The organism is Streptomyces spiroverticillatus (genome assembly GCA_014650415.1).
In the GTDB taxonomy this organism is placed as follows: Bacteria; Actinomycetota; Actinomycetes; order Streptomycetales; family Streptomycetaceae; genus Streptomyces; species Streptomyces spiroverticillatus.
Genome location: BMUX01000005.1, coordinates 482664 through 505626 on the forward strand (window position 1 = coordinate 482664; position 22963 = coordinate 505626).

Annotated in this window: 27 protein-coding genes; 11 read left to right on the forward strand and 16 right to left on the reverse strand. The window is 70.4% G+C overall.

Features of this window, described 5'->3' with window-relative positions:
• Positions 1-2: 2 nt before the first annotated feature.
• From IE269_RS16845 to IE269_RS16875, 7 genes are all read right to left on the reverse strand, one after another.
• A complete protein-coding gene (locus IE269_RS16845; RefSeq protein WP_189823760.1) occupies positions 3-410 on the reverse strand; it encodes a DUF3224 domain-containing protein in 408 nt (135 codons plus the stop codon).
• Positions 411-478: 68 nt separating this feature from the next.
• Complete coding sequence (locus IE269_RS16850) at positions 479-865, reverse strand: VOC family protein (RefSeq protein WP_189823761.1); 387 nt, start codon at positions 863-865, stop codon at positions 479-481.
• 146 nt (positions 866-1011) lie between these two features.
• Positions 1012-1218, reverse strand: coding sequence for a hypothetical protein (locus IE269_RS16855; RefSeq protein WP_189823762.1), 207 nt, complete (start codon positions 1216-1218; stop codon positions 1012-1014).
• Positions 1219-1288: 70 nt separating this feature from the next.
• Positions 1289-2191 (reverse strand): carbohydrate ABC transporter permease, encoded by a 903-nt coding sequence (locus tag IE269_RS16860; RefSeq protein ID WP_189823763.1) that lies wholly within the window; start codon positions 2189-2191, stop codon positions 1289-1291.
• Positions 2188-3168 carry a carbohydrate ABC transporter permease gene (locus tag IE269_RS16865; protein WP_189823764.1) on the reverse strand — a complete coding sequence of 327 codons (981 nt, stop codon included), beginning with the start codon at positions 3166-3168 and terminating at the stop codon, positions 2188-2190. The genes IE269_RS16860 and IE269_RS16865 overlap by 4 nt, the downstream gene beginning before the upstream one ends.
• Positions 3169-3172: 4 nt before the next feature.
• Complete coding sequence (locus IE269_RS16870) at positions 3173-4444, reverse strand: ABC transporter substrate-binding protein (protein ID WP_189823765.1); 1272 nt, start codon at positions 4442-4444, stop codon at positions 3173-3175.
• Positions 4445-4526: 82 nt separating this feature from the next.
• Positions 4527-5795, reverse strand: coding sequence for a Gfo/Idh/MocA family protein (locus tag IE269_RS16875; RefSeq protein ID WP_189823766.1), 1269 nt, complete (start codon positions 5793-5795; stop codon positions 4527-4529).
• A gap of 116 nt (positions 5796-5911) precedes the next feature.
• On the opposite strand from IE269_RS16875, the gene IE269_RS16880 reads away from it, so the two are divergent.
• From IE269_RS16880 to IE269_RS16895, 4 genes are all read left to right on the forward strand, one after another.
• The gene (locus tag IE269_RS16880; RefSeq protein ID WP_189823767.1) at positions 5912-7063 is read left to right on the forward strand and encodes an ROK family transcriptional regulator; all 1152 of its coding nucleotides are present in this window, start codon (positions 5912-5914) and stop codon (positions 7061-7063) included.
• Between the two features lie 232 nt (positions 7064-7295).
• Positions 7296-9290, forward strand: coding sequence for a discoidin domain-containing protein (locus IE269_RS16885; RefSeq protein ID WP_189823768.1), 1995 nt, complete (start codon positions 7296-7298; stop codon positions 9288-9290).
• Between the two features lie 180 nt (positions 9291-9470).
• Positions 9471-10379: a SigB/SigF/SigG family RNA polymerase sigma factor gene (locus IE269_RS16890; RefSeq protein WP_189823769.1), complete on the forward strand. Its 909-nt coding sequence runs from the start codon at positions 9471-9473 to the stop codon at positions 10377-10379.
• A gap of 372 nt (positions 10380-10751) precedes the next feature.
• Positions 10752-11027 (forward strand): DUF5133 domain-containing protein, encoded by a 276-nt coding sequence (locus IE269_RS16895; protein WP_189823770.1) that lies wholly within the window; start codon positions 10752-10754, stop codon positions 11025-11027.
• Between the two features lie 740 nt (positions 11028-11767).
• Here the strand turns inward: IE269_RS16895 and IE269_RS16900 are convergent.
• Genes IE269_RS16900 through IE269_RS16915 form a run of 4 tightly spaced genes read right to left on the reverse strand, consistent with a single transcriptional unit; the run spans position 11768 to position 14764 of the window.
• Entirely contained in the window at positions 11768-12427 is a 660-nt protein-coding gene (locus IE269_RS16900; protein ID WP_268253599.1) for a response regulator, read from the reverse strand.
• A complete protein-coding gene (locus IE269_RS16905) occupies positions 12424-13671 on the reverse strand; it encodes a sensor histidine kinase (protein WP_189823771.1) in 1248 nt (415 codons plus the stop codon). Before IE269_RS16905 ends, IE269_RS16900 begins: the two co-directional genes overlap by 4 nt.
• Positions 13668-14477 (reverse strand): ABC transporter permease, encoded by an 810-nt coding sequence (locus tag IE269_RS16910; protein ID WP_189823772.1) that lies wholly within the window; start codon positions 14475-14477, stop codon positions 13668-13670. The genes IE269_RS16905 and IE269_RS16910 overlap by 4 nt, the downstream gene beginning before the upstream one ends.
• A complete protein-coding gene (locus IE269_RS16915) occupies positions 14474-14764 on the reverse strand; it encodes a hypothetical protein (protein WP_189823773.1) in 291 nt (96 codons plus the stop codon). Before IE269_RS16915 ends, IE269_RS16910 begins: the two co-directional genes overlap by 4 nt.
• A 266-nt stretch (positions 14765-15030) precedes the next feature.
• Here IE269_RS16915 and IE269_RS16920 point away from each other — a divergent pair, with 266 nt between their 5' ends.
• From IE269_RS16920 to IE269_RS16935, 4 genes are all read left to right on the forward strand, one after another.
• Entirely contained in the window at positions 15031-15531 is a 501-nt protein-coding gene (locus IE269_RS16920; protein ID WP_189823774.1) for a hypothetical protein, read from the forward strand.
• Between the two features lie 15 nt (positions 15532-15546).
• Positions 15547-15933 carry a RidA family protein gene (locus IE269_RS16925; RefSeq protein ID WP_189823775.1) on the forward strand — a complete coding sequence of 129 codons (387 nt, stop codon included), beginning with the start codon at positions 15547-15549 and terminating at the stop codon, positions 15931-15933.
• 100 nt (positions 15934-16033) lie between these two features.
• Positions 16034-16510, forward strand: a complete 477-nt coding sequence (locus IE269_RS16930; protein WP_189823776.1) for a macro domain-containing protein — start codon at positions 16034-16036, stop codon at positions 16508-16510.
• A gap of 42 nt (positions 16511-16552) precedes the next feature.
• On the forward strand, positions 16553-16828 hold the full coding sequence (locus tag IE269_RS16935) for a hypothetical protein (RefSeq protein WP_189823777.1): 276 nt from the start codon (positions 16553-16555) through the stop codon (positions 16826-16828).
• Here IE269_RS16935 and IE269_RS16940 read toward each other — a convergent pair.
• Together IE269_RS16940 and IE269_RS16945 are read right to left on the reverse strand one after the other, a co-directional pair.
• A complete protein-coding gene (locus IE269_RS16940) occupies positions 16825-17733 on the reverse strand; it encodes an alpha/beta fold hydrolase (RefSeq protein WP_189823778.1) in 909 nt (302 codons plus the stop codon). The genes IE269_RS16935 and IE269_RS16940 overlap by 4 nt on opposite strands.
• A 66-nt stretch (positions 17734-17799) precedes the next feature.
• Positions 17800-18324 carry a GNAT family N-acetyltransferase gene (locus IE269_RS16945; protein ID WP_229897771.1) on the reverse strand — a complete coding sequence of 175 codons (525 nt, stop codon included), beginning with the start codon at positions 18322-18324 and terminating at the stop codon, positions 17800-17802.
• Positions 18325-18531: 207 nt separating this feature from the next.
• Here IE269_RS16945 and IE269_RS16950 point away from each other — a divergent pair, with 207 nt between their 5' ends.
• Positions 18532-19110: an EF-hand domain-containing protein gene (locus tag IE269_RS16950; RefSeq protein ID WP_189823779.1), complete on the forward strand. Its 579-nt coding sequence runs from the start codon at positions 18532-18534 to the stop codon at positions 19108-19110.
• Between the two features lie 64 nt (positions 19111-19174).
• Here IE269_RS16950 and IE269_RS16955 read toward each other — a convergent pair whose 3' ends face one another.
• The gene (locus IE269_RS16955; RefSeq protein ID WP_189823896.1) at positions 19175-20152 is read right to left on the reverse strand and encodes an aminoglycoside phosphotransferase family protein; all 978 of its coding nucleotides are present in this window, start codon (positions 20150-20152) and stop codon (positions 19175-19177) included.
• A 60-nt stretch (positions 20153-20212) separates the two neighbouring features.
• Between IE269_RS16955 and IE269_RS16960 the strand changes: the two genes are divergently transcribed.
• Positions 20213-21151, forward strand: a complete 939-nt coding sequence (locus IE269_RS16960) for a DUF389 domain-containing protein (protein ID WP_189823780.1) — start codon at positions 20213-20215, stop codon at positions 21149-21151.
• Between the two features lie 16 nt (positions 21152-21167).
• Here the strand turns inward: IE269_RS16960 and IE269_RS16965 are convergent, their stop codons facing one another.
• Together IE269_RS16965 and IE269_RS16970 are read right to left on the reverse strand one after the other, a co-directional pair.
• The gene (locus tag IE269_RS16965; RefSeq protein WP_308436951.1) at positions 21168-21584 is read right to left on the reverse strand and encodes an ATP-binding protein; all 417 of its coding nucleotides are present in this window, start codon (positions 21582-21584) and stop codon (positions 21168-21170) included.
• A gap of 118 nt (positions 21585-21702) precedes the next feature.
• Positions 21703-22011, reverse strand: a complete 309-nt coding sequence (locus IE269_RS16970; RefSeq protein WP_189823781.1) for a hypothetical protein — start codon at positions 22009-22011, stop codon at positions 21703-21705.
• Positions 22012-22152: 141 nt separating this feature from the next.
• On the opposite strand from IE269_RS16970, the gene IE269_RS16975 reads away from it, so the two are divergent.
• Entirely contained in the window at positions 22153-22938 is a 786-nt protein-coding gene (locus IE269_RS16975; RefSeq protein WP_189823782.1) for a VOC family protein, read from the forward strand.
• Positions 22939-22963 lie beyond the last annotated feature (25 nt).

A 22963-nucleotide genomic window follows, 5' to 3' on the forward strand; every position in this document is an offset into this window, starting at 1 on the left:
CCTTACGGGCCGAGCTCGTAGTCGAACCAGATCCGGTGCGTGCCGTCCGCGTCGACCGCCATGCCGCCGGCCCCGGTGATCCCGGTCAGCGCAGCCGTTCCACTGCCACGGACGACGGCAAAGAACTCGTCCTCTCTCCCTTCGCCCCGGGTGGTCGCCGAGTGCACGAAATTGAAGGTGCCCGCCTGCCCGTGGAGCGTTCCCTCGAAGGACTCCATGGCGACATACGTCCCCGCTCCGCCGGACTGGTCGAACGCGGCGGTGAACAGGGTCGCCGAGCGACCGGTGATCTCGCCTTCGTACTGCTTCTCCATGGTGGAGACGTTGACGGGCAGCGCCGTCTCGATCGCGGGGCTCGGCAACGGAGTTGGGGTGAAGTCGGTGACCTTGAACGTTCCTGAAGCTCGCATCCCCGGATCGTAGGCCCCACCACTGACATCGGCACCGGGCATCCGCCCGGGATTCGCCGGACGGGCCCCTAGAACCCGCCGTACGGGACGGTGATGATCTCCAGCCCGTGCCCCGAGGGATCGGGGAAGTAGACGCCCCGCCCGCCGTCGTTGGTGTTGATCTCGCCGGGCTTCTTGCCGTGCGGATCGGCGGTGTGGGCAAGGCCCTCGGCCTTGATGCGGTCCAGGATCGCGTCGAACTCCGCCTCGGACACGAGAAAGGCGTAGTGCTGCGGGAAGACGTCCTGCGAGGGCGGCAGGGTGGCGAAGTCGAGATCGACGCCATTCGCGAGGGTCACCTGGATGAAGGGGCCCCACTCGAGGCCTACTTCAAGGCCCATGATGCGGGCGAAGAATTCTGCGGATTCCCGGTTGTCACGGGAGAAGACGATCGTGTGGTTGAGCTGGACTGACACGGTGGAATGCCTCCGAGGGCAAACTCACGGGCTACCTCCACGCCCCACCCAGCCGGTGGCCGACGCGCGATGCCGTCCGAGGAAGCTAGCCCCTCCCTCCCGCCCCGTCAACACCCTTACCCCTGCCTCCCTCCAGCCCCAGGGGCCTAGTGCGGAGGCCCGCCGGGTGTCACCTTCACCAGTTCTCCCGCGAGCAGGATCACCAGGCACCCGCACCTGCCGTAGCAATACTCCACCTCCCCCTCCGACGTGCGGTGGCTGGAGCGCAGGACCCACCAGGTGGCCCCTGCCTCCCCCCGCCGGTAGCAGAGAGGGCAGCACTCGTCGGACGCGGTGAGCGTGGTCGAAGTCATGGATCGACCATGGGGTAAGCATCTTGGGCAGTTCAACCATTACAGCCCGGCTCCTCCCCGGGGCAGCCCGCTACTTGCCGATGCCCGCCGTCATCCCCTCCACGATCCGCCGCCCCAGCCACAGGTACAGCACGATCATCGGGTACACGAGGATGGTGATCCCGGCGAACAGCGCACCCCAGTCCGAGCTGTACTGCATGCTCCCGTACAGGCTCAACAGGGCGGCGGGCAGAGTCCGTTCCTCGGGGAGCGGGGTGATGAGGAGGGCCAGGAGGGTTTCGTTCCAGAGGCCGATGACGTTGAGGACGAGGACGGTCGTCATGGCGGGCTTGGCCAGCGGGAGGACGACCTGGAGGAAGGTGCGGAGGGGGCCCGCGCCGTCCAGTTCCGCCGCCTCCTCGATCTCCGTGGGGAGCGAGCGGAGGTAGCCGGTCAGGACGAAGACGGTGAAGGGCAGGGAGAGGACGACCTGGAAGACCAGGAGCGTGATGCGGTTGTCCCACCAGCCCGTCACCCAGTCGATCATGAAGCTGCTGACCGAGAGCTTGATGACGACGATCGGGATGACGACCGTCTGGAGCGGGATGCTCATGCCCATCGCGAAGTAGCCGGTCAGAGGGCCGGCGACACGGCGCGTCGAGCGGGCGAGGACATAGGCGGCGGGGGCCGCCAGCGCCACGATCAGGAACGAGCCGAGCAGGGTGAGGACCGTGCTGTTGAGGGCCGCCGAGGAGAAACCGGCCGCCTTCCAGGCCGTCGCGTAGTTGCTCCACTGCGGGCTGTCCGGGAAGCCGAAGGGGGAGATCCATACCTCGCCCGACTCCTTCAGCGACTGGAGTCCCACCCACCCCACCAGCGCCAGGTTGAAGACCACCCAGGCCCAGAGCGCGAGCGTGGTCGCCCGGGGGAGGAGGACGTCGCCGAACAGCCGGCGCGGGGACCACACGCCCCGGTCCACCACAGTCGTACTCATGACAACTCCACTCGTTCACGCCGGGTGATCCGACGGGTCAGCCACACCAGCACCGTCGTCACGATCAGTACGAAGACGCCCATCGCCGCCGCCGAACCCAGGTCCGGCGCCCCGCCGTTGTTGGTGACGGACAGGAACTGCTGCACCGCCACCGTCCGCGCCTGGAGCGGCGGACTGCCGGGCGTGCCCGCCGTCGTGAAGGCGATCACGATCTCGAACACCTTCAGGCTGTTCACCACCCACAGCACCGCGCACACCGCGAAGACGTCCCAGGTCAGCGGGAGGGTGATGTAGCGGAACTGTTCCCAGCGGGTGGCACCGATCAGCTTCGCGTCCTCGTAGAGGTAGGGCGGGATCGAGTCGGCGGCCGACATCATCAGGGCCACGTAGAAGCCCGTGCTCGACCAGACCAGACCGCCGATCACGCACCGGAACACCATGTCCGGGCCCAGCCACGGCTGCGGATCGAGCCCCAGCCAGCCGAAGACCGTGTTGACCGCACCGTTCGGGTTGAGCAGGAAGCCGATGGCCGCACCCACCGCGATCAGCGAAATGATCATCGGCAGGAAGACCACGGACCGGATGAAGCCGCGCCCCTTGGCCTGCCGCAGCACCACCATCGACAGGAAGGTGAAGCCGAAGACCGCCACCCCGCCGCCCAGCGCCAGCACGAAGGTGTTGACGAAGGACGTGCGGAAGGCGTCGTTCTCCAGCAGCGCTGTGTAGTTCGCCAGCCCCTTCCACTCCATGTCGGAGCCCGGCCCCGCCCACTTGTTCAGGCTGACCCAGAACCCGTACAGCGCCGGCAGCACGAACAGCACGGTGTAACCGAGGAGCGCGGGCAACAGGAAGGGCCAGAACGCGCGCTCCCGGGCGGGTCGGAGCTTCCCGCGTTTCGTCTCGTACGGTCCGGGCGCGGCCGGAGCCGGACGTTCCGCCTCGCCGACCGGGCCGGGGGCCAAGGTGCTCGTCCCCATCGCGTCAGCTCTTGTTCTTCAGGTAGGCGGCCGTCGCGGCCTTGCCCTCCTTGACGAACGCCGCCGCGTCCGACTTCCCCGACACCAGCTTGTCGTCGATCGGCAGGAACACGTCGTTCCACCACTTCTGGTCGGCCGCCGCGGCGTCGTACGTCCGGTGCGTGGCCTTCGCCTGCGAGACGTCCTTCTGGATGCCGACCAGGTGCGCGGGCGCCGGTACGTCGTCGCGCGCCGGGATGCTCAGCGCGCTCTCCGACATGGCCTGCGCGTACTTCTTCTTCAGCGTGAAGGCCAGGAACTCCTTCGCCGTCTCCGGGTTGTGGCCCTTGGCGTTGACGCCCCAGCCGAGCGTGCCGACCTCGACCGAGTCCTTGCCGCCGACCGGCAGCTGGAAGGACGTCACCTTGGCGTCGGCGCCCAGCTTGGGCCTCGTCTCGCCCGCGAGCCACGTGCCGTTGAGGTTCAGGTCGTACGTCCCCTGCGCCCAACCGTCCTGCGCGGCGGGGAACTTGGTGGCCATGAAGTCCTTCTGGAAGTAGCCGCCCTTCGCGAGCTGCTCCACCCTCTTCGCCGCCGCCAGCACCTCGGGCCTGTCCCAGGCGGCCGGGTCGGTGGCGAGCGCCTTCATGCTGCCCTCGCCGTTCGCCCGCACCAACGCGCTGTAGAACCAGTACACGTTGTAGAAGTTGATCGTGCCGTCCTGGCCTATCGGCGTACGTCCCGCCTTCTTCGCCCCGTCCAGGTACGCGACGAACTCCTCCCAGCTCTTCGGCGTCTTCACCGGATGCTTGCTCGCGTCGAACCATACGGCCGTCGAAATGACGGTGTGCGGGACGAAGGCGAGGCCCTTGTCCGTGCTGGACGCGCCCTGCACCGCCTTCGAGAGGATCTCCGACACCGGCTTCGCCTCGCCCGGCACCTGCTTCTTCAGTACGTCGTCGAGCGGTGCGGCCAGATTCTGCGCGGCGAACCGGTCGATGGTGTCCGTGGAGGTGTCGAACAGGTCCGGGCCCTGCCCGGCGGCCATCTCCGTCGCGAGGTTGTCATTGCCCTTGCGGCCCACGAACTTCACGTCGACCTTGGTGCCGGTCTCCTTTGCGAAGTCGTCGAAGAGCGCCTTGATGGCCTTGCCCTGCGGCTCGTCCGCACCCCAGGAGGAGCGGTACACCAGTTCCTTGCTCGCGGAAGCGCTGTCGCCGCCGCCGTTCTTCTTGCCGCACGCGCCCACGCTCAGGGCGAGTGCGCCCACGGTCAGGACGGCCGTCAACTTGCGCATGGTGATAGTGCCTTTCATCGCGTCTTCGGGACTGCAAGGACTTAAGGACTTAAGGACTTAAGGACTTACGGAGAGGGGGAGTTCAGGGAGAGCCGGGAGCGGTCGGCGCGTCCAGCGCCACCACCGTCCCCGTGCGCCGTGCACGTTCCGCCGCCCACACCACCCGGTGCGTGGCGAGGCTCTCGTAACCGCTGGTCAGGACCAGCCTCGGGTCCTGCTTGTCGACCGCGTCCACGAACGCGTCGAACATCGTGGCGTCGCCGCCGCCGTGCCCGGCCGCCGCCGACGCGTTCACGGCGGAGCCGGTCTCGACGACCGTCACCGTGTCCGTGAGGAAGTCGTGCACGCGCAGCGTCACCCCGTCGCCCTCGATCGAGCCGAGCGTGCCGAAGACCCGGGTCTTGCGGTGCTCCAGCGCGGCGAACGCCGTCACCGTGCACGTCGCGTTCGTCCCGTCGGCGAACTCCAGGCTCACCACCTGGTTGTCCAGCACGTCGTTCCCGCCGGCGAACGCGCACCTGCCGTACGGACTGTCCGCCAGCGCGGCGAGCACACCCGCCTCGGTACGCGCTCCGGTCACCGCCGACAGCGGCCAGAACTCCTTGTCCGCGTCGCCCAGGCACCCCAGGTACAGGCGTTTGGCCGAGTACGCGCAGCTCCGCTCGACCGGGCAGGTCACGCAGGTGTCCGCGGCGCCCTCGGGCCGGTGCTCGGGCCGGAAGTGCGTGAGCGCGCCGAACGAGCTGATACGGGTGGGGAGTTCACCCTTGACGTACGTGATCCAGTCCAGGTCGTGGCAGGCCTTGGCCAGCAGCATCGGGGCCGACTCGTCCTCACGGCTCCAGTTGCCCCGTACGAACGAGTGCGCCTGGTGCCACCAGCCGATCTGCTCCAGATGCTGGATGTTGACGACCTGCCCGATCCGGCCCGAGTCGACGATCTCCTTGAGGGCGGCGGTGTACGGGGTGTAGCGCATGACGTGGCAGACCGCGAGCAGCACCCCGGCCCGCGCGGCGGCCTCGGCGATGGCGTGCGCCTCCTCCTCGCTGTGCGCCATCGGCTTCTCCAGCAGGATGTCGTACCCCAACTCGGCTGCCCGCACGGCGGGTTCGCGGTGCATACGGTCCTGGGTGGAGACGATCGCCGCGTCCGCGAGACGCTCCTCGGCGAGCAGCTGGTGCCAGTGCGCGAAGGTCCGCTCCGGCGGTACGCCGTGCTCCTCGGCCATCGCCCGACGGCGTACGGGATCGGGCTCGGCCACCGCCACCACCGTGGCCCGCCCGGTCTCCAGGGCGCGCCGGGCATAGCTCTGCCCGCGCAGACCGGCGCCGATGACGGCGAGTGTGACCATGGGTGTCCTTCCGGAACCGAACTCTCTTCACTGGCCGGAGAGTTGCTTGCCAGTTACTAATGAAGACTGTTTTTATTTGTCCGTACAGACTCTGTCAAGGGAACGACGGTGACGTTTTGACACAGCACGGAGGCGACACCTCCCGACTGCGCCGGATCAATCTGGTCACGACGCTGCGTACGGTCCGGGACGGCGGACCGACCAGCCTCACCGAGCTGGCCCGGCGGGTCGGGCTGTCCCGGCCCACCGTGGAGAGCCTGGTGGAGGAGCTGCTGGTGGCGGGCTGGCTGAAGGAACTCCCGCCCGAAACGGGGCAGATGGGGCGGCCGGCCAGGCTGGTGGCCTTCCATGCCGCGGGCAGCCATGTGCTCGGCGTGGACATCGGGTCGTACAGCGTGCGGGCCGCCATCGCCGATCTGTCGGGGGCGGTGGTGGCCTCGTGCACCCGGCCGGTGGCGGCCGACTGCGGGCGCGTGGAGCGGCTGGACGCGACCCGGGCCGTGATGGAAGAGGCGCTGAAGGAAGCCGGGTTGGCGGCGGGCGGGATCGCCGCGGTCTGCGTCGGCACCACGGGGGTGGTGACGGCTGAGGGCGTGGTGCGGCTGTGCGTGGGGCTGCCGGACTGGGTGGGCGTCGACCTCGCGGGCGAACTCGGGGGCGACTTCGACTGCCCGGTCCTGGTCGAGAACGACTGCAACCTCGCAGCTCTGGCGGAGAGTTGGACCGGGCTGGCTCAGGACGTCTCCGACCTGGTCTTCGTCCTGTCCGGGGTGCGGACCGGGGCCGGGATGCTCATCGGCGGGCGCATCCACCGGGGGCGCCGGGGAGCGGCGGGCGAGATCGGGGCGCTGCCGCTGGTGGGCTGGCACCGGGCCCCGTCGCACCTGGCGGGCTGCCAGGGGCTGCCGCCGGGGACCCGGCCCGAGGAGATCGCCGGGCACGTCTTCGGGCGGGCCAGGGAAGGGGATCCGGCGGCGCGCTGGGCGGTGGAGCAGTACGCGCACGACCTGGCGGAGGGGATCGCGGCGCTGGTCCTGACCATGGATCCGGACCTGGTGGTGGTGGGCGGGGGGCTCTCGCGCTCGGGCGACGTCCTACTGGAGCCGCTGCGGAGGCACTTGGACCCCCTGTGCCTGGAGCCTCCTCGGCTGGAGATCTCCGCCCTGGCCGAACGGGCGGTCACGCTGGGGGCGATGCGGCATGCGCTGGACCAAGTCGACCTGCTCCTCTACGACTTCGACACGCCGCTTCCCCGTCCGACCTCTTGACGTGCACCCCTCACGGGGGGCATATATGCAAACACCTTTGCAATCACCGCCCCCTTCTCCCTAGCCCCCTTGGGCCCCGCTTCCCCAGCCCCCTTGGGCGGCGGGGCCGCCCCCCGGGGGCGGAGCGGGCGGGCAAGGGGGCGGTACGCCCGATCCGGGCCCGCCCCGGCACCGCCCCCTGCCCGCACCCCCGGTTCCGGCCAGCCCCGCCCCGTACCCCCCAAGGAGCCCCATGCCCACCCCCGCCCCCACCCGCCGCACCTTCCTCGGCCTCACCTTCGGTGCCACCCTCGCCCTCGCCGCCCCCGGCACCGCCTCCGCCGCGATACCCGAGCAGCCCGCAGCGGCGGCGGGCGGCACGACGTACTACATCGACTCCCAGTCCGGCTCCGACACCGCGACCGGCACCACCCCCACCACCCCCTGGCGCACCCTCACCCGCGCCAACCAGCACACCTTCCTCCCCGGCGACACCCTCCGCTTCGCCGCCAACCGCACCTGGACCGGCCAGTTCGCCCCCAAGGGCTCGGGCACCGCCGCCGCCCCCGTGACCGCCACCTCCTACGGCACCGGCAGCAAGCCCGTCATCGCCGGAAACGCGACCGTCCCCTCCGCCGTACTCCTGGAGAACCTCTCCCACTGGACCCTCGACGGCCTCGAAGTCACCAACGGCACCGGCGGCACCACCTGGCGCACCGGCGTCGAGGTCCGCGCCAAGGACATCGGCCCCGTCCCCGGCATCACCCTCCGCAACCTGCACATCCACGGCATGGACGGCATCGCGCAGGTCGGCAAGGGCAACATCGGCTCCGCCGGAATCCTCGTCAACGTACGCGGCAACACCACCCCCACCTACTTCACCGACATGCTCATCGAGAACAACGAGATCGCCGACACCAAGGCGTACGGCATCACCACCTGGTCGACGTGGATGCGCCGCGAGGGCTGGAACGAGCTCTGGGGTGAGCTGGGCATCCCCACCTCCGAGTACGGCCCCTTCACCCCCAGCACCAACCTCACCATCCGCAACAACTACGTCCACGACGTCGGCTCCGGCGGTATCAACCCCAACCAGGTCGCCGACACCCTCATCGAGTACAACACCGTCGCCCGCGCCACCTCGACGACCACCAACGTCGGCATCTGGTGGTCCGGCGCGGACCGCACCACGGTCCAGTTCAACGAGGTGTACGGAGCGAGATACGGCGGGCGGGGGCTCGACTGCACCGCCTTCGACGCGGACGCCTCCAGCCACGACAGCCTGATCCAGTACAACTACAGCCACGACAACGGCGGCGGCTTCTTCATCTCCGTCTCGCTGGGCACCGCCCCCGCCAGCGCCGTCATCCGCTACAACATCAGCCAGTTCGACGGCAACGAGATCTTCACCTTCTCGACCAACACCGACGGGGTCGACATCTACAACAACACCGTCTTCGTCGCCCCGGCCTCGACCTCCGCCAAGCCGCTGTACAAGATCGCGCAGGTCTACCACAACCCGAAGAACGTCACTTTCCGCAACAACCTCATCGTCAACCAGGCCAAGCTGCCCTACGACACGGCGGGCATCACCTACCGCAACAACCTCTACGCGGGCGGGCCCGTCCCGCCGGATGCGGCCGCGCTCACGGGTGCCCCGAAGCTGACGGCCCCCGGCACCGCCACCTCCCGTACCGATCTCGCCGGGTACGTTCCGCTGTCCGGCTCCGCCGCGATCGGCGCAGCCCTCGCCGTGCCGGGCAACGGGGGCCGGGACGTCCTGGGCGCGGTCCTCCGTACACCTGGAGACGTCGGCGCGGTGCAGAGCGCGGCCGGCAGTCTGCCCGCGCCCCTCGCCACCACCACCCTCGGTACCGGACAGGGCTCGATCGCCGCGATCGTGGACGGCAGCGAGGCCACCAGCTGGGGCAGTAGCGACCCGGCCGTGCTTCCCGGGACCGTCACCGTCGACCAGCGCACCGCCCGCACGGTCAACTCCGTCACCCTCGCCACCCACTTCGGCAAGGGGCAGGGCTTCACCAAGGTCGACGTACAGACCTGGGACGGCAGCACCTGGACGACCCGTCTCGCGGACGCCGCGATCACGTGGAGCAGCAACACCTCCACCGTCGAGCGCCGCACGCTCACGCTGCCGGCGCCCGTCACGACCTCGCAGGTGCGTCTGGTGGTCAAGGCCGCGAACCAGCAGTGGGGCAATGTCGCCCTGAACGAGCTGACACTGGGCTGAGCTTGAGCCGTGAGGGAGGAGGGTCCCGGACCGCCGGGACCCCCGTCCCCACGGTGTCCAGCGTTCTCCGAGAGGCTTTGGTGAAAATCTTTCGAAGAAAGTTGGCCTCTGCCGAGAGTGAACACGCGTTCGTGGGCAAGGCTCGGGTGGGAGACGACCGTGACCCGAGGAGGAACTGTGATGCTGTCAGCCCCCACCACCCTTGCCGTCGTGGCCCCGGCCGACACCGGTTCGCAGTCCCCGGAGTCGGCCCTGCCCCAGGCCCGCCCCGCCGAGCTCCCGCACATCGCGCACCCCACCGCCGTCGCGCCCAAGGACGCCCGCCAGCTCTCCAAGCTGTTCCTCGACCGGCTCCAGGAGCTGGAGGAGGGCACGCACGAGTACCAGTACGCGCGCAACACCCTCATCGAGATGAACCTCTCGCTGGTGAAGTTCGCCGCGCGCCGCTTCCGCAACCGGGGCAGCGGCGACCTGGAGGACATCATCCAGGTCGGGACGATCGGGCTGATCAAGGCGATAGACCGCTTCGACCTCACCCGCGAGGTCGAGTTCACCTCCTTCGCGATCCCCTACATCACCGGTGAGATCAAGCGCTTCTTCCGCGACACCACCTGGGCCGTGCACGTCCCGCGCCGCCTCCAGGAACTCCGTACCGAACTGGCCAAGGCCAAGGAGCAGCTCGCGACCGTCCTCGACCGCGACCCCACCGTCGCCGAGCTCGCCGAACTCCTGGAGCTGACCGAGGCCGAGGTCACCGACGGACTCGTCGCCGCCAACGGGTACACGGCCGGCTCCCTCGACCTCCCCGCCGAGACCGGCAACGACAACAACGCCAAGTCCTCCGTCTCGTACGCGGACTTCTTCGGCGCGGTCGACCCGGGCATGGAGCTCTTCGAGGACCTGCACACCCTGGCCCCGCTGCTCTCCGAGCTCTCCGACCGCGACCGCCACATCCTCTCCATGCGCTTCGGCCAGGAGCTGACGCAGGCCGAGATCGGCGAGGTGCTCGGCATCTCCCAGATGCAGGTCTCCCGCCTCCTGACCCGCATCCTCGGCCAGCTCCGCACGGGCATGCTGACGACTTCCTGACGGCTTCCCGACAAAGGGCCAAAGGTTAACTCACGGGTACTTAACGGGCCTTACGCGTAATCTCTGTTCACCGTGCGTGCTGCGGGCGACACACTCTGGCGCAAACCTGCCGGTGTGGCGCGCGTGAAAGAGGGGAAGTCGCACCAAGAGCATGCGTACCAGGCGTAGGCGTGCCACCACATGACGCACGCGACGCAAGCGACGCATGCCGCGACCCGCATCAAGCAAGCCGAGATGTCGTACTCGACGACACAGAAGACACACGACGACACAGAAGACAAACGAAGACACAGAAGACAAACGAAGACACAGGCGACATACGCGACACAGGAACACAAAACTCAACAAGACGAGAAGAAGGGGAACCCCTACATGCTGCTGCCCGACCCGAAGGTGCTGCGCACACTCCTCACGCGCTACGCGGAGAACCGGCTCGCCCACGCCCAGAACCCGACGCCGGAGTCCAAGCAGGCACTGGACGACGTCACGTACACGCTGTGCGTGACGACCTCGACGAAGACGATCGAGGCAGCACTCGCGTCGGCCGACGCCCTGCTGGCCCGCACGTGCTGCGCCCGGGCCACGGAGTCCGCGGACCCCGTCACGGTCCCCGCGCAGAAGCTCTCCCGCGCGGACCTGGTTGCCTGACGCACTGACACGGGGGGCCCGGGCCCGGACCTGCGACCACCGCGGGACCCCGCACCCGGGCCCCCTTCACGCCACCTGCCGGACCACGTCCACCCCCAGCGGCGGCACCCGAGCAGCTCGACGTCCGGCCGCCCGGGGTCCGTCCGCACCTGGATCATCGCCTCGATGCCGTACGGGCCCTGCACCGCCCCCGAGTGCCAGACGAGACAGCCGTCCGCGTCGTACAGGATCTCCGGGTCCGCCACCGCGCACGGCACCGAATCGTCGGGCGGGGGCGGGGGTGCGTCGGGGGACAGGTAGACGGTGGTGCGCAGGCCAAGGGGCTGGACGAAGAAGGTGAGGAAGGAGTCCCGGGCGTCCACGCGACCGAACTCGCAGGTCGCTCTCAGGTACTCGAACGATCCGTACGAGTCCGGAAGGCCGAGCAGGCCGGCCGGTGATCCCGGCAGGCGCAGCATGGCGCCCACGGGCGGGATGCCGTCGTCCATGGGCAGGTGCCAGGGCTCTCCGGTCAGGTCGAGCCGCGAGCCCTCCGCCCGGTCCACGACCACCGACACCGTCGGTCCGTACGGGCCGTCGACCAGGCCCGTGTGCCAGACGGTCAACTCCTTTGTCCGGTGCAGGACTTCCGGCGGGAGGAGGTAGGCCGGGGCGGGTGTGGGCATGAGGGCGTCCGATCGTCCGGGGCCCCGATTGTCGCGAGGGCGGCGGCGGAGAACGCCTCGACACGCCCCGGGCGGCTACTCCTCCGGGGTGATCAGGCCCCGGCCCACCGCCGTCATCACCGCGGCCGTGCGGTCGGTGACCTCCAGCTTGCCGAAGATGCGCAGCAGGTGGGTCTTGACCGTGGCCTCGCTGATGAAGAGGGCCGAGCCGATCGCCGCGTTCGTCAGGCCCCGGGCGACCAGGCGAAGGACCTCCGTCTCGCGGAAGGAGAGGGCAGTGCGTTTCGGGGTGCGCAGGTGGCGGGTGAGACGGGCGGCGACGGAGGGGGCGAGGATCGTTTCGCCGGAGGCGGCGCCCCGTATCGCCTGGAGGAGTTCGGAGAGGTCGGCGTGTTTGAGGAGGTAGCCGGTCGCGCCCGCCTCCACCGCGGCCAGGATCTGGTCGTCGGTGCCGTAGGTGGTGAGGACCAGGACCCGGCTGGTGGGCTTCTCGGCGGTGATCCGGGCGGTGGCGGTCACTCCGCTGCCGGGCATCCGCAGGTCCATCAGGACCACGGCGGGGCTCAGGGCGTGGGTGAGTGCGAGGGCCTCGTCGGCGTTCGCGGCCTCGCCGACGACCTCGATGTCGGGCTCCCCGGCGAGCATTCCGCGCAGGCCGGCCCGTACGACCGGGTGGTCGTCGGCGATGAGGACGGTGACGGGGTTCTCGGGGCTCTCGGGGTTCGCCGGGTTCAACGGGGGACCTCCACGTGAAGGGTCGTGCCTCGGCCGGGTGCGCTCGTCAACTTCCTTGTGCCACCGACCTGTTCCGCGCGGCGGAGCATGCCGGAGAGGCCGTAGCCGGGGGAGTCGTCGGGGGGTGCGGACAGGCCGGTGCCGTCGTCGCGGATCTCCACGGACGCGTGCGTGTGCGTGTACGTCAGGGACACGTCGGCCCGGGTCGCCCGCGCGTGCTGGCGTACGTTGGACAGGGCCTCCTGGGTGGTGCGCAGGAGGACGACTTCGAGGGCGACCGGGAGTGGTTCGGCGCAGCCGTTCAGGGTGAAGGTCGTGGTCAGAGGGGTTCCCTCGGCGGCATGGGCGGTCAGCCTGCGCAGGGCCTCCGGGAGCGAGGCGGCGGTGTCCAGGGCCGTGGGGCGCAGCGCCTCCACGAGCGCGCCCGCTTCCGCGAGGGACTCCCGGGCGGTGCGGGCGACGAGGTCGAGCTGCTCGCGGGCCTGGGTCGTCAACCGGGCGTTCGTGGGCGGGAGTTCGCCCATGCGGGACAGGGTGGAGGCGGTGGCCTGGGTCAGCATCACGATGCTGCTCAGGCCCTGCGCGATCGCGTCGTGGATCTCCCCGGCGAGCCGCTCGCGCTCCGCCGCGATCCCGGCCCGCTCGGCGGCCGCGGCGAGTTCGCTGCGGGTGGCCGTCAACTCCTCGATGAGCGCGGCCCGTTCGGCGCTCTGGTCGATGATCCGGTGCACCCACGTCCCGCACAGCACCGAGAAGGCGATCACCAGCAGCGCCGTCGGCCCCTGGGCGGCCACCCCTGCCGACAGCGAGCCCGTCCGTACGGCCTCCACCACCAGCGGCACCAGCGCGAATCCCACGACCGCCGCCGTCGCGGGCACCGGCCGCAGCGTCCAGTACACCTGCGGGACGACGATCACGAGGGCGAGGGAGGCGGCGGGAGCCAGCACCACCGCCGCCGTGAAGAGGGCGAGGAGGGCCGCGAGGTAGACCCCGCCGGGGCGGCCGGTGCCCGTACCGGCCGCCGCCTGTGCCGTACGCATCAGACGCCTGCCGTACGTCACGTACCAGCCGGCCCCGCCGAGCAGGGCGCACACGGCGAGGGCCGGGCTGTGCGCGGTGGGGTCGTCCAGGGTGAGGACGAAGACCAGGCAGGCGAGGAGGGCGACGGCGTAGAAGGCGTCCCAGGTGAGGTAGCCGCGCAACCAGGCGTGCGGCTCGCCGGGCCTCTTCGGGGCGTGCCTCACCCCTTGCGGGTCCTGCGCCGGAACGTCAGCAGGCACAGCACCAGGCCGCCCGCGCACCACGCCCCCAGCACCAGCGCCGTCCGCCCCGGCTCCCACGAACCCGCCACCTCCTGGAACGTCATCGAGTCCGGCAGGAACACCGAACGGAAGCCCTGCGCCATCCACTTGAGCGGAAACACCGAGCCCAACTCCACCAGCGGAGAAGGCAGGTTGGTGATCGGATTGACCAGCACCCCGGAAATGAACTGTAGTCCGATGAAGGGCAGCATGATGATCGCGGAGGCGCTCTTCGCGGACCGCGCCAGGCTCTTGATCGCGATGCCGAGCAGCGCGCACGCGACCACCCCGAGCAGGAACACCCAGCCGAACGTCAGCCGGCGGGCCGGATCCGTGGGCAGCACCAGCCCGAAGAAGCCCCGCCCCACGGCCAGCAGCAGCACCACCTCCGCCAGGGCGACCAGCAGGACCAGCAGCACCTTCCCCAGGAAGTACGAGGTCAGAGGGGTCGGCGTGCCGCGCAGGCGGGTGAGGGTGCCGTCGTCGCGGTCCTGCGCGATGCCGTTGCCGAGGCCGACGAACGTGGCGGACATGACCCCGGCGGCGATCATGCTCGCGGCGAAGATCTGTCCTGCGGTGACGCCCGTGCCCGGGACGGTGTCCCGGTAGATGCTCGCCAGCAGGACGAGCATCACCACCGGCAACGAGAAGGTGAAGACGACGGCGTCCTTCTCCCGGAAGAACTGGCGGAGTTCGAGTCCGCCGCGGGAGAGGCCGACGCGGGCGGCGGAGGGGAGTGCGGTGCTCATGCGGAGGCCTTTCGGGTGTGCAGGGATTCGTCCCGCTCGGGGGCGGCTTCGTCGATCATGCGGAGGTAGACGTCCTCCAGGCTCGGGCGGTGTACCGAAAGGCCCTCCACCCGGGCGGAGTTGTGGGCGTTGCGCGCCATGAGTTCGGCGACCAGGCGGTCGGGTTCCGGGGTTTCCTGCCGCACCTCCCGCCCGTTCTCGCGCCGGCTGACGACAGCCGCCGCCTCCGCACGGCCGCCGAGCGTGCCGGGTTCGCCGAGTGCCTTGATGCGGCCCCGGTCGACCACGGCGACCCGGTCGGCCAGCGCCTCGACCTCGTCGAGGTAGTGGGTGGTGAGCAGGATCGTCGTCCCGTCGACGGCGAGCCAGGGTCAAGTCCCTTACTCGTAGGGTCTTTTCGGCCCGTGGTGAAGTCATGGGTGAATCGTCTCGGGACCGCGTCGCGGGCAGTAGCGACCCGAGGACCGAACCGGCTGTCGGCCGATCGGTGGACACGGGGCGGGCAGGGTAGCGTGCCTTCTCGCAGCAGAGGCGATCAAGGATTGGAGCCCCTATGGGACGGACGGACCGCGGAATCTGGGAGATCGCGGCGGTCATGGACGCGGGGGCGCCGATGCCGTACACCGAAGCGGCCCACGCCCACCCGGTCGTGCGGACCCTGCACACGCTGATCTGCGCGGACGAATCCCACCCGGGTCCCTGCCCGTACGCCTGGTCCTCCGGGTACGGGCATGCGCAGGAGGCGGCGGACCGCGCGGAGGCGGAGTTCGGCGAGGACTACGACCCGTCGGGCCTCCCGACCGAGGCGACGCTCACCTTCTACGCCACCGGGGAGCAGGCGGCGGACCTGCTGGAACGCGCTCGCACGGCCCTCCGCCTCACCCCGTCCGGCGTCAGCGGCCTCACCGGCAACCCGGTCGCCCTCGAACTCCGCGACCTCAGCGCCGCCGACCCGTCCTGGGAGTCCATGTACGACTACCTCGTCGACCAGCACCGCATCGAACACGGCACCGCCGACCAGCACCGCATCGAACACGGCACCGCCGACCACTGACCCCCGGGAGTCGTCATGCAGCACCACATAGCCCGCCCCGCAGGATCGCCCCCGGTCCGGGGCTACAGCCACGCGGTCGTCTTCAGCGGCCGGACGGTCGCGATCTCGGGCCAGGTGCCCCTGGACGCGGAGGGCCGGCTCGTCGGGAAGGGGAACGCCGAGCTCCAGACCCGGCAGGTCTTCGAGAACATCCGGACCGCGCTCGAAGCGGCGGGCGGCCGCATGCCTCAGATCGTCAAGCTGACGGTCTTCCTCACCGACCTCGCGGACCTGGACGCCTTCCGGCGCGTGCGGGACGAGTTCCTGGGCCACGAGCAGCTGCCGGCCTGTTCTCTGGTGCAGGTCAGCGGGCTGGTGGACCCGGAGTTCCGGGTCGAGATCGAGGCGCTGGCAGCCGTCTGAGGACGTCCGGGCCGAGGGACTGAAGGACCCGAAAGGGACTGAAGGACCGAGGAACCGAATTGAGTTCCGCACGCGGCGCATCCGGGTCCATGATGACCCGATGACACTCTTGAAGATCATCGCGGGCGACGCCACCGACCCCCAGGCCAAGGGCCCGAAGATCATCACCCACGTCTGCAACGACCTCGGCGGCTGGGGCAAGGGCTTCGTCCTCGCGATATCCCGCCGCTGGCCCGAACCGGAACAGCAGTACCGCCGCTGGCACCGCGAGCGGGCCGGAAACGACTTCGCCCTCGGGGCGGTGCAGTTGGTGCAGGTCAGACCGGACATCTGGGTCGCCAACCTGATCGGCCAGCACGGCATCCGCACCGGCAGCGGCGGTCCGCCGATCCGCTACGAGGCGGTGTCCCAGGGCCTCGAAACAGTCGCCGCCCACGCCCTCACTCACCGGGCCACCGTCCACATGCCCCGCATCGGCTGCGGCCTCGCGGGCGGCAAGTGGGACCGCATCGAGCCACTGATCACCGAGAAGCTGAGCGAGCGGGGGATCGCGGTGACGGTGTACGACAAGACGTGAGGGGCCAGAATGGCGGCTCCGGAACCACGGGAGGGCGGTGGCATGGACGTACGGGACTTGCGGAACGTGCAGGTGGTGGGGGAAGAGGCGGAGTTTGTGGGGACGCCGCTCAGTGCCGAGGAGGAGCGGCGTGCGCACGCCGCGCTCTTCAGTGAGCTGGGCAATGCCCTCGCCGACCGGGGGTCGACGACCTTCCCCGCGTACAGCCCGGCGGAGCGGCTGAGGCTGGTTCGGGTCGGCGAGGCGCTCAGTGCGCACTGGGGGATTCCGGTGCGGGTCGAGGCCGTTGACCAGTGCCGGATGCGGCTGTCGGTCTAGCGGAGGAGGCCGGCCGCCGCCTCGGCGAAGGACTGGGGGTCGTCCACCCACGGGAAGTGGCCCGCGCCCGGCTGGAGTGTGTAGGTCGTCTCGGCGTTCGGGAGGAGGGAGGCGAATTCCTCGACCGAGGGGGGCGGGCTGTTCAGGTCGTATTCGCCTGCCAGCAGGCCGACAGGGGCGGTGAGTCGGGTGAGGGCCGCGCGCGTCGGCTCCGGGGTGAAGGCGCCCTCCGCGCCGAAGTGGCGGCCTGAGTCCGGGTTGGTGTTCTGCGCCTCGGACGCGGCGACGTGGGCGCGTGCCGTCTCGTCCCAGCGACCCCAGAAGAACGGCGTGACCGCCGCGAAGTTCTCCCCCGACGCCTCGCCCGCCGCGATGGCGCTCAGCGCGGCCGAGGCCTGCGGGTACCAGTCCTCGCCCTGGCGCAGGTCCGCGCCCGCTCGGCGCATCGTGTCCGGGATGTCGATGCCGACGGCCCGGGCGCTCGGGGTGATCAGGATGAGCCGGGCGACGCGTTCGGGGTGGCGGGCGGCGTACTGCGCGGCGACGTTCGCGCCCGCGCAGTGGGCGAGGAGGTCGAGCGTGGGCAGTCCGAGGTGGATGCGCAGTGCCTCGACGTCCTCGACGAGGCGGTCGCAGCGGTACGACTCGGGGCCCTCGGGGAGGTCGGAGCCGCCGCTTCCCCGGAAGTCCAGGAACAGCAGCCGCCGCCCGGAGGCCTCGGGCAGCCCGCCGAGGTCCCCCAGGTAGCGGGAGTCGTGCAGGGGGCCGCCGGGGAGGCAGACGACGGGGGCCGCACCCTCGTCCTCCGAACCGTCGACGTCTCCGACGACGCGGTAGGCGAGGCGGGTGCCGTCCGGCGCGTCGAAGAAGGAGTACGGGGCGGAGGGGGCGGAGGAGTTAGTCATTCCGCGAATGATGTCAGCCTTCCGCCGCAGGTCAACCCCTATTTTCCCCAGCCCCGCCGCATGGTCTCAGAAGGGGCCCGTCTCGAAGTACTTCACCTCGTCGTCCTCCCCGACCAGCCGCATCCCCGCCGCCTCCATCACCCGCTGCGACGCGACGTTCGCGTGATCGGCGTCCCCCTTCACCCGCGTCGCCCCGCACTCCCGGGCGAACCGCACGATCTCCCGCAGCGCCTCCTTCGCGTACCCGTTGCCCCACGCCGACGGGATCAGCCCGTATCCGATGGTGACGGCACCGGTCTCGTCCGCCGGCCCGTGGAAGCCGATGCCGCCGATCGGACGGCCGTCCTCCGCCCGCAGGCGTATCTCGAAGTTCGTGTACGGGCTCGGGTCGCCCTGCTCCGCACACACGCGCAGGAAGCGCCGGGCCGCAGCGATGTCCCCCTCGCGGGGGTAGTCGGAGGTCTCGCGGTACGGTCCGCCCGCCACCAATTGCTCGCTGTACGCCACGGACATCGGGCGCAGGACCAGCCGCTCCGTGAGGAGGTCGGTCAGCGGAGTTTCGTCCAGCGGGGTGTCGAGGTCATGAGTCATGGGAGCGAGACCTATCACGCCGGTCCGTCGGCCGCACGCGGTTAACTCCCCGCCTTCGTAACGCCGTTCCCGCCGCGCCGTCCGGCCCGCACAGCCGACCGACGCACGCACTTCGCAGGAAACCCGCGTGCCCCCCTCCGGGTTGGACCGGGTGACCGCAGGCCTTTGGGCCGTCCACCGCCGCCTACCCAGGAACGGGAGCCACCCATGACCGTGAGCGCGGACGTCGACTTCCTCACATACAAGATCGACCGCACCTTCGACATGCTCGACGGAGACGGTGACGGCCTCCTCACCGAGACCGACCTCTGCGGTCTCGCGGACGGCATGGCGAAGGCGCTCGGCGAGCCCTCCGACGCCCCGAAGATCGTCGAACTCCGTTCCGCCTTCAGCCACTTCTGGCACAGCGAGCTGGGCCGGATGAGCTCCGACAGCAGCCGGGAAGGGCTCACCCGGGAGGACTTCTGCGCGGGTATGCGGGGACGGGCGGTGTCCCAGGGACCCGAGGCGCGCGAGGAGTTCCTGAGCAACGTGGGCGTGATGACGCACTGTTGGATGGACATCGGCAGCCAGGACGGCGACGGACTGGTGACACAGGACGAGTTCGTGGCGATGTACCACAACGGCATGGGCGTCCCGGAGGGCGAACTCGTCGGCACCTTCGCGAAGTTGGACGTGGACGGCGACGGCCGGCTCAGCCGCGACGACGTGCGGCAGGCCACCGCGGAGTACTACACGAGCGAGGACCCCGAGGCCCGGGGCAACTGGCTGTTCGGCCCGATCTGAGCGGGCGGGCCCGGGCGGATTCCGTACCTCCTGCGACTCTCGTACGGTACGGAATCCGCCCCCGTCACCCCGCCAGCAGCCGCTCCAGCGACGCCCTGCCCGCCGGGCCCCAGGTCGGCTTTCCGCCGGGCAGGCCCTTGTCCCCGGCGTGGCCGATGCCGACGAGCATCAGGGCGCGGGTCAGCGCGAAGCCCTTGGCGCGCCGTACCGTCGCCTCGTCCACCTCGCCGTACCCGGCGAAGAAGCGCGCCACGGTGGCGGGTTGGGCCCCCGGCGGGCCCGAGGGCAGCAGGTTCCAGGCCGCCGCGAGATCGTGGGCCGGGTCGCCCGCGCACAGGTCGCCGAAGTCGATGACCCCGGAGAGCCTGCCGTCCGTGACGACGACGTTCGCGGGGTGGAGGTCGGTGTGCCGCCACACCCGGGGGCCCTCCCAGGCCGGTGCGGCCACCGCGTCCTCCCACAGGGCGTTCAGCCGGTCGACGCCCACGCTCCGCACCGCAGAGGCGTCGCCCTCCGCGAGGTCCTTCCGCACCATGTCCGCGACGGAGTCGCTCGCCGCGGCCAGCGTCCACTCGCGCGTCGGGTTCCCCGGGGCGTCCGCCGGGGCCGGAACGTGCAGCGCGCGCAGGAACCCGGCCAGCGCGTCCGCCGCCTCCAGCCGGTGTTCGTCGGCCACCGGCGCGGCGTCGGCCGGCTCGCCCGGCAGCCAGGCCGTCACCGACCACGGGCGCGGGAACCGCTCGGTCGGCTCCCCGGCCCGTACCGGCACCGACACCGGCAGGGGGAGCCGCCCGGCCAGCTCCGGCAGCCAGCGCAGTTCGTTGCGCAGCAGCTCGGGACCGCGCGGCGTGAGCGGCAGACGTACCGCCAACTCCTCGCCCAGACGCCACATCTGCATGTCCCAGCCGCCCCGGACCCGGCTCAGCTCCAGACCGGCCAGATCCGGATGCTGTTCCTCCAACAGCCCTCTCACCAACGGCGCGTCGATCGCGGCACCCTTCAAGTGGCTTGTCGCGTCGATCCGGAGAGTTCGTGCGTCCATCGTGTTGCTCGCGTTACCCATGGGGTCAACCTACGACGACGCACCCGGCACAATGCGTCCATGCTGCATGTACGAGTCATCAGCCCGGCCGACCGCACCGACGCGGTGCTGGGCATCGCGACGGAGTGCCCCGCCGTCGTCAACGTCCTCAGACTGCCCGGCGCCGCGCACGCCCCCGCAGGCGACCTCGTCGAGTTCGACGTCGCCCGGGAGGCCGCCAACGGCGTGCTCGACGCACTGCGCGACCTGGGGCTGAAAGACACCGGCGGCATCACCGTCGAGCAGCTCGACCTGTCGATCTCCACGGCCGCCGAGCAGGCGGAAGAGATCGCTCCGGGCGACCCGGACGACGCCGTGGTGTGGGACGAGCTGACCGCCCGTACCGCCTCCGAAACCCGCCTGACCTGGGCCTTCCTCGCCTTCCTCGCACTGGCCACACAGATCGCGGCGATCGGTGCGCTGCTGGATCAGCCCATCCTGATAGTGGGTGCGATGGTGCTGGGTCCGGAGTTCGGGCCGGTGGCGGCGATCTGCTTCGGCGTGATGAGCCGCAAGGGGGCACTGGTCGGCAAGGCCGTCCGTACCCTCGTCGTCGGCTTCACCGCGGCCGTGCTGATCACCATGGTGTGCGCGGCGGCCGGGCGGCTGCTGGGCTGGATCGAGCCGTCGATGCTGGACGACCGGCCGCTGACCGACTTCATCATCCACCCCGACCGCTGGTCGTTCATCGTGGCACTGCTCGCCGGGATCGCGGGCATCCTCTCGATGACCGCGGGCAAGTCCTCGACGCTGGTCGGCGTCTTCATCTCGGTCACCACCGTCCCCGCCGCCGGAAACCTGGCGGTCGCCGTCCCGCTCGGGCACTGGAGCGAGGTGAGCGCCTCGCTGATCCAGCTCGGCGTCAACCTGGCGGGGATGCTGATCGCGGGGACGGTGACCCTGTTCGTACAGCGGGCGCTGTGGTCGCGGTACGGGCTGAAGGTCGTACGGTCCCGCTAGGGCGGCGGTACGGCGGTCAGCCCTTCACCGGCTCCGGCAGCTCCGGGGTGAAGCAGGCCGTGACCGCCTTGCCGTGCTGCTGCTCGTGGGTCTCCCAGCTGTCCGCCAGTGCGTCCACGATCGCGATGCCGCGCCCCGAGAGCGCGCCCGTGGACTCCGCGCGCTGCTGTGGCGCGCGCTCGGGCGTGTCGTCGTGCACGGAGACGTGCACACAGCGGCTGTCCCAGGTCAGCACGAGCTGGGCGTCGCTGCGGGCGTGCAGATGGGCGTTGGTGAGCAGCTCGGAGACGGCCAGCACGATCGAGTCCGCGGTGTCGGGACTGCTCTCGTACCAGGGCAGCTGGGAGAGGTGCTGCTCCGTCCACCTTCTGCCCTCGCGCACGCCCCCCGACACCGGGAACGTCCTCGCCCAGCCCACCGCGCGCATCGACATGGCCCTGCCCCTCTTCCGTATCGCCGTCCGGTGGTACGTCTGACACGTCACCGCTCGCTGTCGTACGTGTACCCGGGAACCCGGCGGCGAACAGGGGTGTGCGGGGGCGCGTCCGGGATCAGGCGGCGCCCGCGTCGGCGTCCGGGTCGCGGACGACGCGCAGCCCGCGCCGGGCGTTGTTCACCGGGCCGCCGGGGCCGCCGGCCGTTGCCGTCCAGTACGGGTGCTCGTTGACGGCCATCGTCAGCTCGCGGATGCGCTCCCACAGCTCCTCGACCTGGTCGACCTCCTCCTCGGTGAACACGGGGGCGGAGTCCGCGCCCCAGGGAGGGGCGGTGGCGAGGGTGTGGAAGTCGGCCTGGGCCTGGTGGAGCTGCTGCTGGAGGTCGATGAGGTCCTCGGGGAAGGGGGCGGAGTAGGAAGACATAGCGGAAGCGTACGTCTGTTCGATTTACAGATGCCAGTCGAGCGACTGTGATCTGCGCGTTCGCCATGGACGACGGGCGGGGCGCTCGTACGATTCGAGGCAAGGGGGCACAAGCCCCCGCGAAAGGGAGGTCGGATTCCCATGCTCTCCAGCGAATTCCGTACCGGCGCACCCAACTGGCTCGACCTCGGCAGTCCCGACATCCCCGCATCGGCCGCCTTCTACGGAGCGGTCTTCGGCTGGGAGTTCGAGTCCGCCGGGTCCGAGAGCGGGGGCTACGGCTTCTTCCGGAAGGACGGCAGGACCGTCGCCGGCATCGGCTCCCTGACCGAGGAGGGCGCGCACCCCGCCTGGACGGTCTACTTCGCGACCCGGGACGCCGAAGGCGTGGCCAAGGCCGTGGAGCAGGCGGGCGGGACGGTACGGGTCGAGGCCTTCGACGTCATGGACTCGGGGCGGATGGCCTGCTTCACCGACCCGACGGGGGCCGAGTTCGCGGTGTGGCAGCCCGCCGCGCACCAGGGCCTGGAGGCGACGTCGCAGGACGGCACCCTGCTCTGGACCGAGCTGCACACCCCCGACCCGGTGGCCGCGCTGGACTTCTACCGTTCCCTCTTCGGCTGGCGCGCCCAGGAGATGGAGGTGCCGGGCATGGTCATGGCGTACGCGGTGATCTCCTCGGCGGAGGGCGACCTGGAGGACATGTCCTTCGGCGGCGTGGCCCCGTCCAGGCCGGACGAGCGGACGGCGTGGATCTCGTACTTCTCGGTGGCCGACCCGGACGCGACGGCGAGCCGGGTGGTGGAGAGCGGCGGCAGCGTCGTCGTACCGCCGTCGGACATCCCGGAGGTCGGGCGCATGGCGTTCTTCGCGGACCCGGCGGGGGCGCGGTTCGCGGTGCTGAAGCCGAACCCGCGGCAGGGGTAGGGGTCCCCTTCGGGGGTACGGACGG

Excerpts from the sequence above, each read along its gene's own strand:
- IE269_RS16970 (WP_189823781.1), bottom strand. The coding sequence starts at position 22,011 with ATGTCTTCCTACTCCGCCCCCTTCCCCGAGGACCTCATCGACCTCCAG.
- IE269_RS16920 (WP_189823774.1), top strand. The coding sequence starts at position 15,031 with ATGGGACGGACGGACCGCGGAATCTGGGAGATCGCGGCGGTCATGGAC.
- IE269_RS16955 (WP_189823896.1), bottom strand. The coding sequence starts at position 20,152 with ATGGACGCACGAACTCTCCGGATCGACGCGACAAGCCACTTGAAGGGT.
- IE269_RS16845 (WP_189823760.1), bottom strand. The coding sequence starts at position 410 with ATGCGAGCTTCAGGAACGTTCAAGGTCACCGACTTCACCCCAACTCCG.
- IE269_RS16930 (WP_189823776.1), top strand. The coding sequence starts at position 16,034 with ATGACACTCTTGAAGATCATCGCGGGCGACGCCACCGACCCCCAGGCC.
- IE269_RS16965 (WP_308436951.1), bottom strand. The coding sequence starts at position 21,584 with ATGTCGATGCGCGCGGTGGGCTGGGCGAGGACGTTCCCGGTGTCGGGG.
- IE269_RS16870 (WP_189823765.1), bottom strand. The coding sequence starts at position 4,444 with ATGCGCAAGTTGACGGCCGTCCTGACCGTGGGCGCACTCGCCCTGAGC.
- IE269_RS16860 (WP_189823763.1), bottom strand. The coding sequence starts at position 2,191 with ATGAGTACGACTGTGGTGGACCGGGGCGTGTGGTCCCCGCGCCGGCTG.
- IE269_RS16935 (WP_189823777.1), top strand. The coding sequence starts at position 16,553 with ATGGACGTACGGGACTTGCGGAACGTGCAGGTGGTGGGGGAAGAGGCG.
- IE269_RS16975 (WP_189823782.1), top strand. The coding sequence starts at position 22,153 with ATGCTCTCCAGCGAATTCCGTACCGGCGCACCCAACTGGCTCGACCTC.
- IE269_RS16945 (WP_229897771.1), bottom strand. The coding sequence starts at position 18,324 with ATGACTCATGACCTCGACACCCCGCTGGACGAAACTCCGCTGACCGAC.
- IE269_RS16895 (WP_189823770.1), top strand. The coding sequence starts at position 10,752 with ATGCTGCTGCCCGACCCGAAGGTGCTGCGCACACTCCTCACGCGCTAC.
- IE269_RS16865 (WP_189823764.1), bottom strand. The coding sequence starts at position 3,168 with ATGGGGACGAGCACCTTGGCCCCCGGCCCGGTCGGCGAGGCGGAACGT.
- IE269_RS16855 (WP_189823762.1), bottom strand. The coding sequence starts at position 1,218 with ATGACTTCGACCACGCTCACCGCGTCCGACGAGTGCTGCCCTCTCTGC.
- IE269_RS16950 (WP_189823779.1), top strand. The coding sequence starts at position 18,532 with ATGACCGTGAGCGCGGACGTCGACTTCCTCACATACAAGATCGACCGC.
- IE269_RS16925 (WP_189823775.1), top strand. The coding sequence starts at position 15,547 with ATGCAGCACCACATAGCCCGCCCCGCAGGATCGCCCCCGGTCCGGGGC.
- IE269_RS16960 (WP_189823780.1), top strand. The coding sequence starts at position 20,213 with ATGCTGCATGTACGAGTCATCAGCCCGGCCGACCGCACCGACGCGGTG.
- IE269_RS16875 (WP_189823766.1), bottom strand. The coding sequence starts at position 5,795 with ATGGTCACACTCGCCGTCATCGGCGCCGGTCTGCGCGGGCAGAGCTAT.
- IE269_RS16940 (WP_189823778.1), bottom strand. The coding sequence starts at position 17,733 with ATGACTAACTCCTCCGCCCCCTCCGCCCCGTACTCCTTCTTCGACGCG.
- IE269_RS16890 (WP_189823769.1), top strand. The coding sequence starts at position 9,471 with ATGCTGTCAGCCCCCACCACCCTTGCCGTCGTGGCCCCGGCCGACACC.
- IE269_RS16885 (WP_189823768.1), top strand. The coding sequence starts at position 7,296 with ATGCCCACCCCCGCCCCCACCCGCCGCACCTTCCTCGGCCTCACCTTC.
- IE269_RS16910 (WP_189823772.1), bottom strand. The coding sequence starts at position 14,477 with ATGAGCACCGCACTCCCCTCCGCCGCCCGCGTCGGCCTCTCCCGCGGC.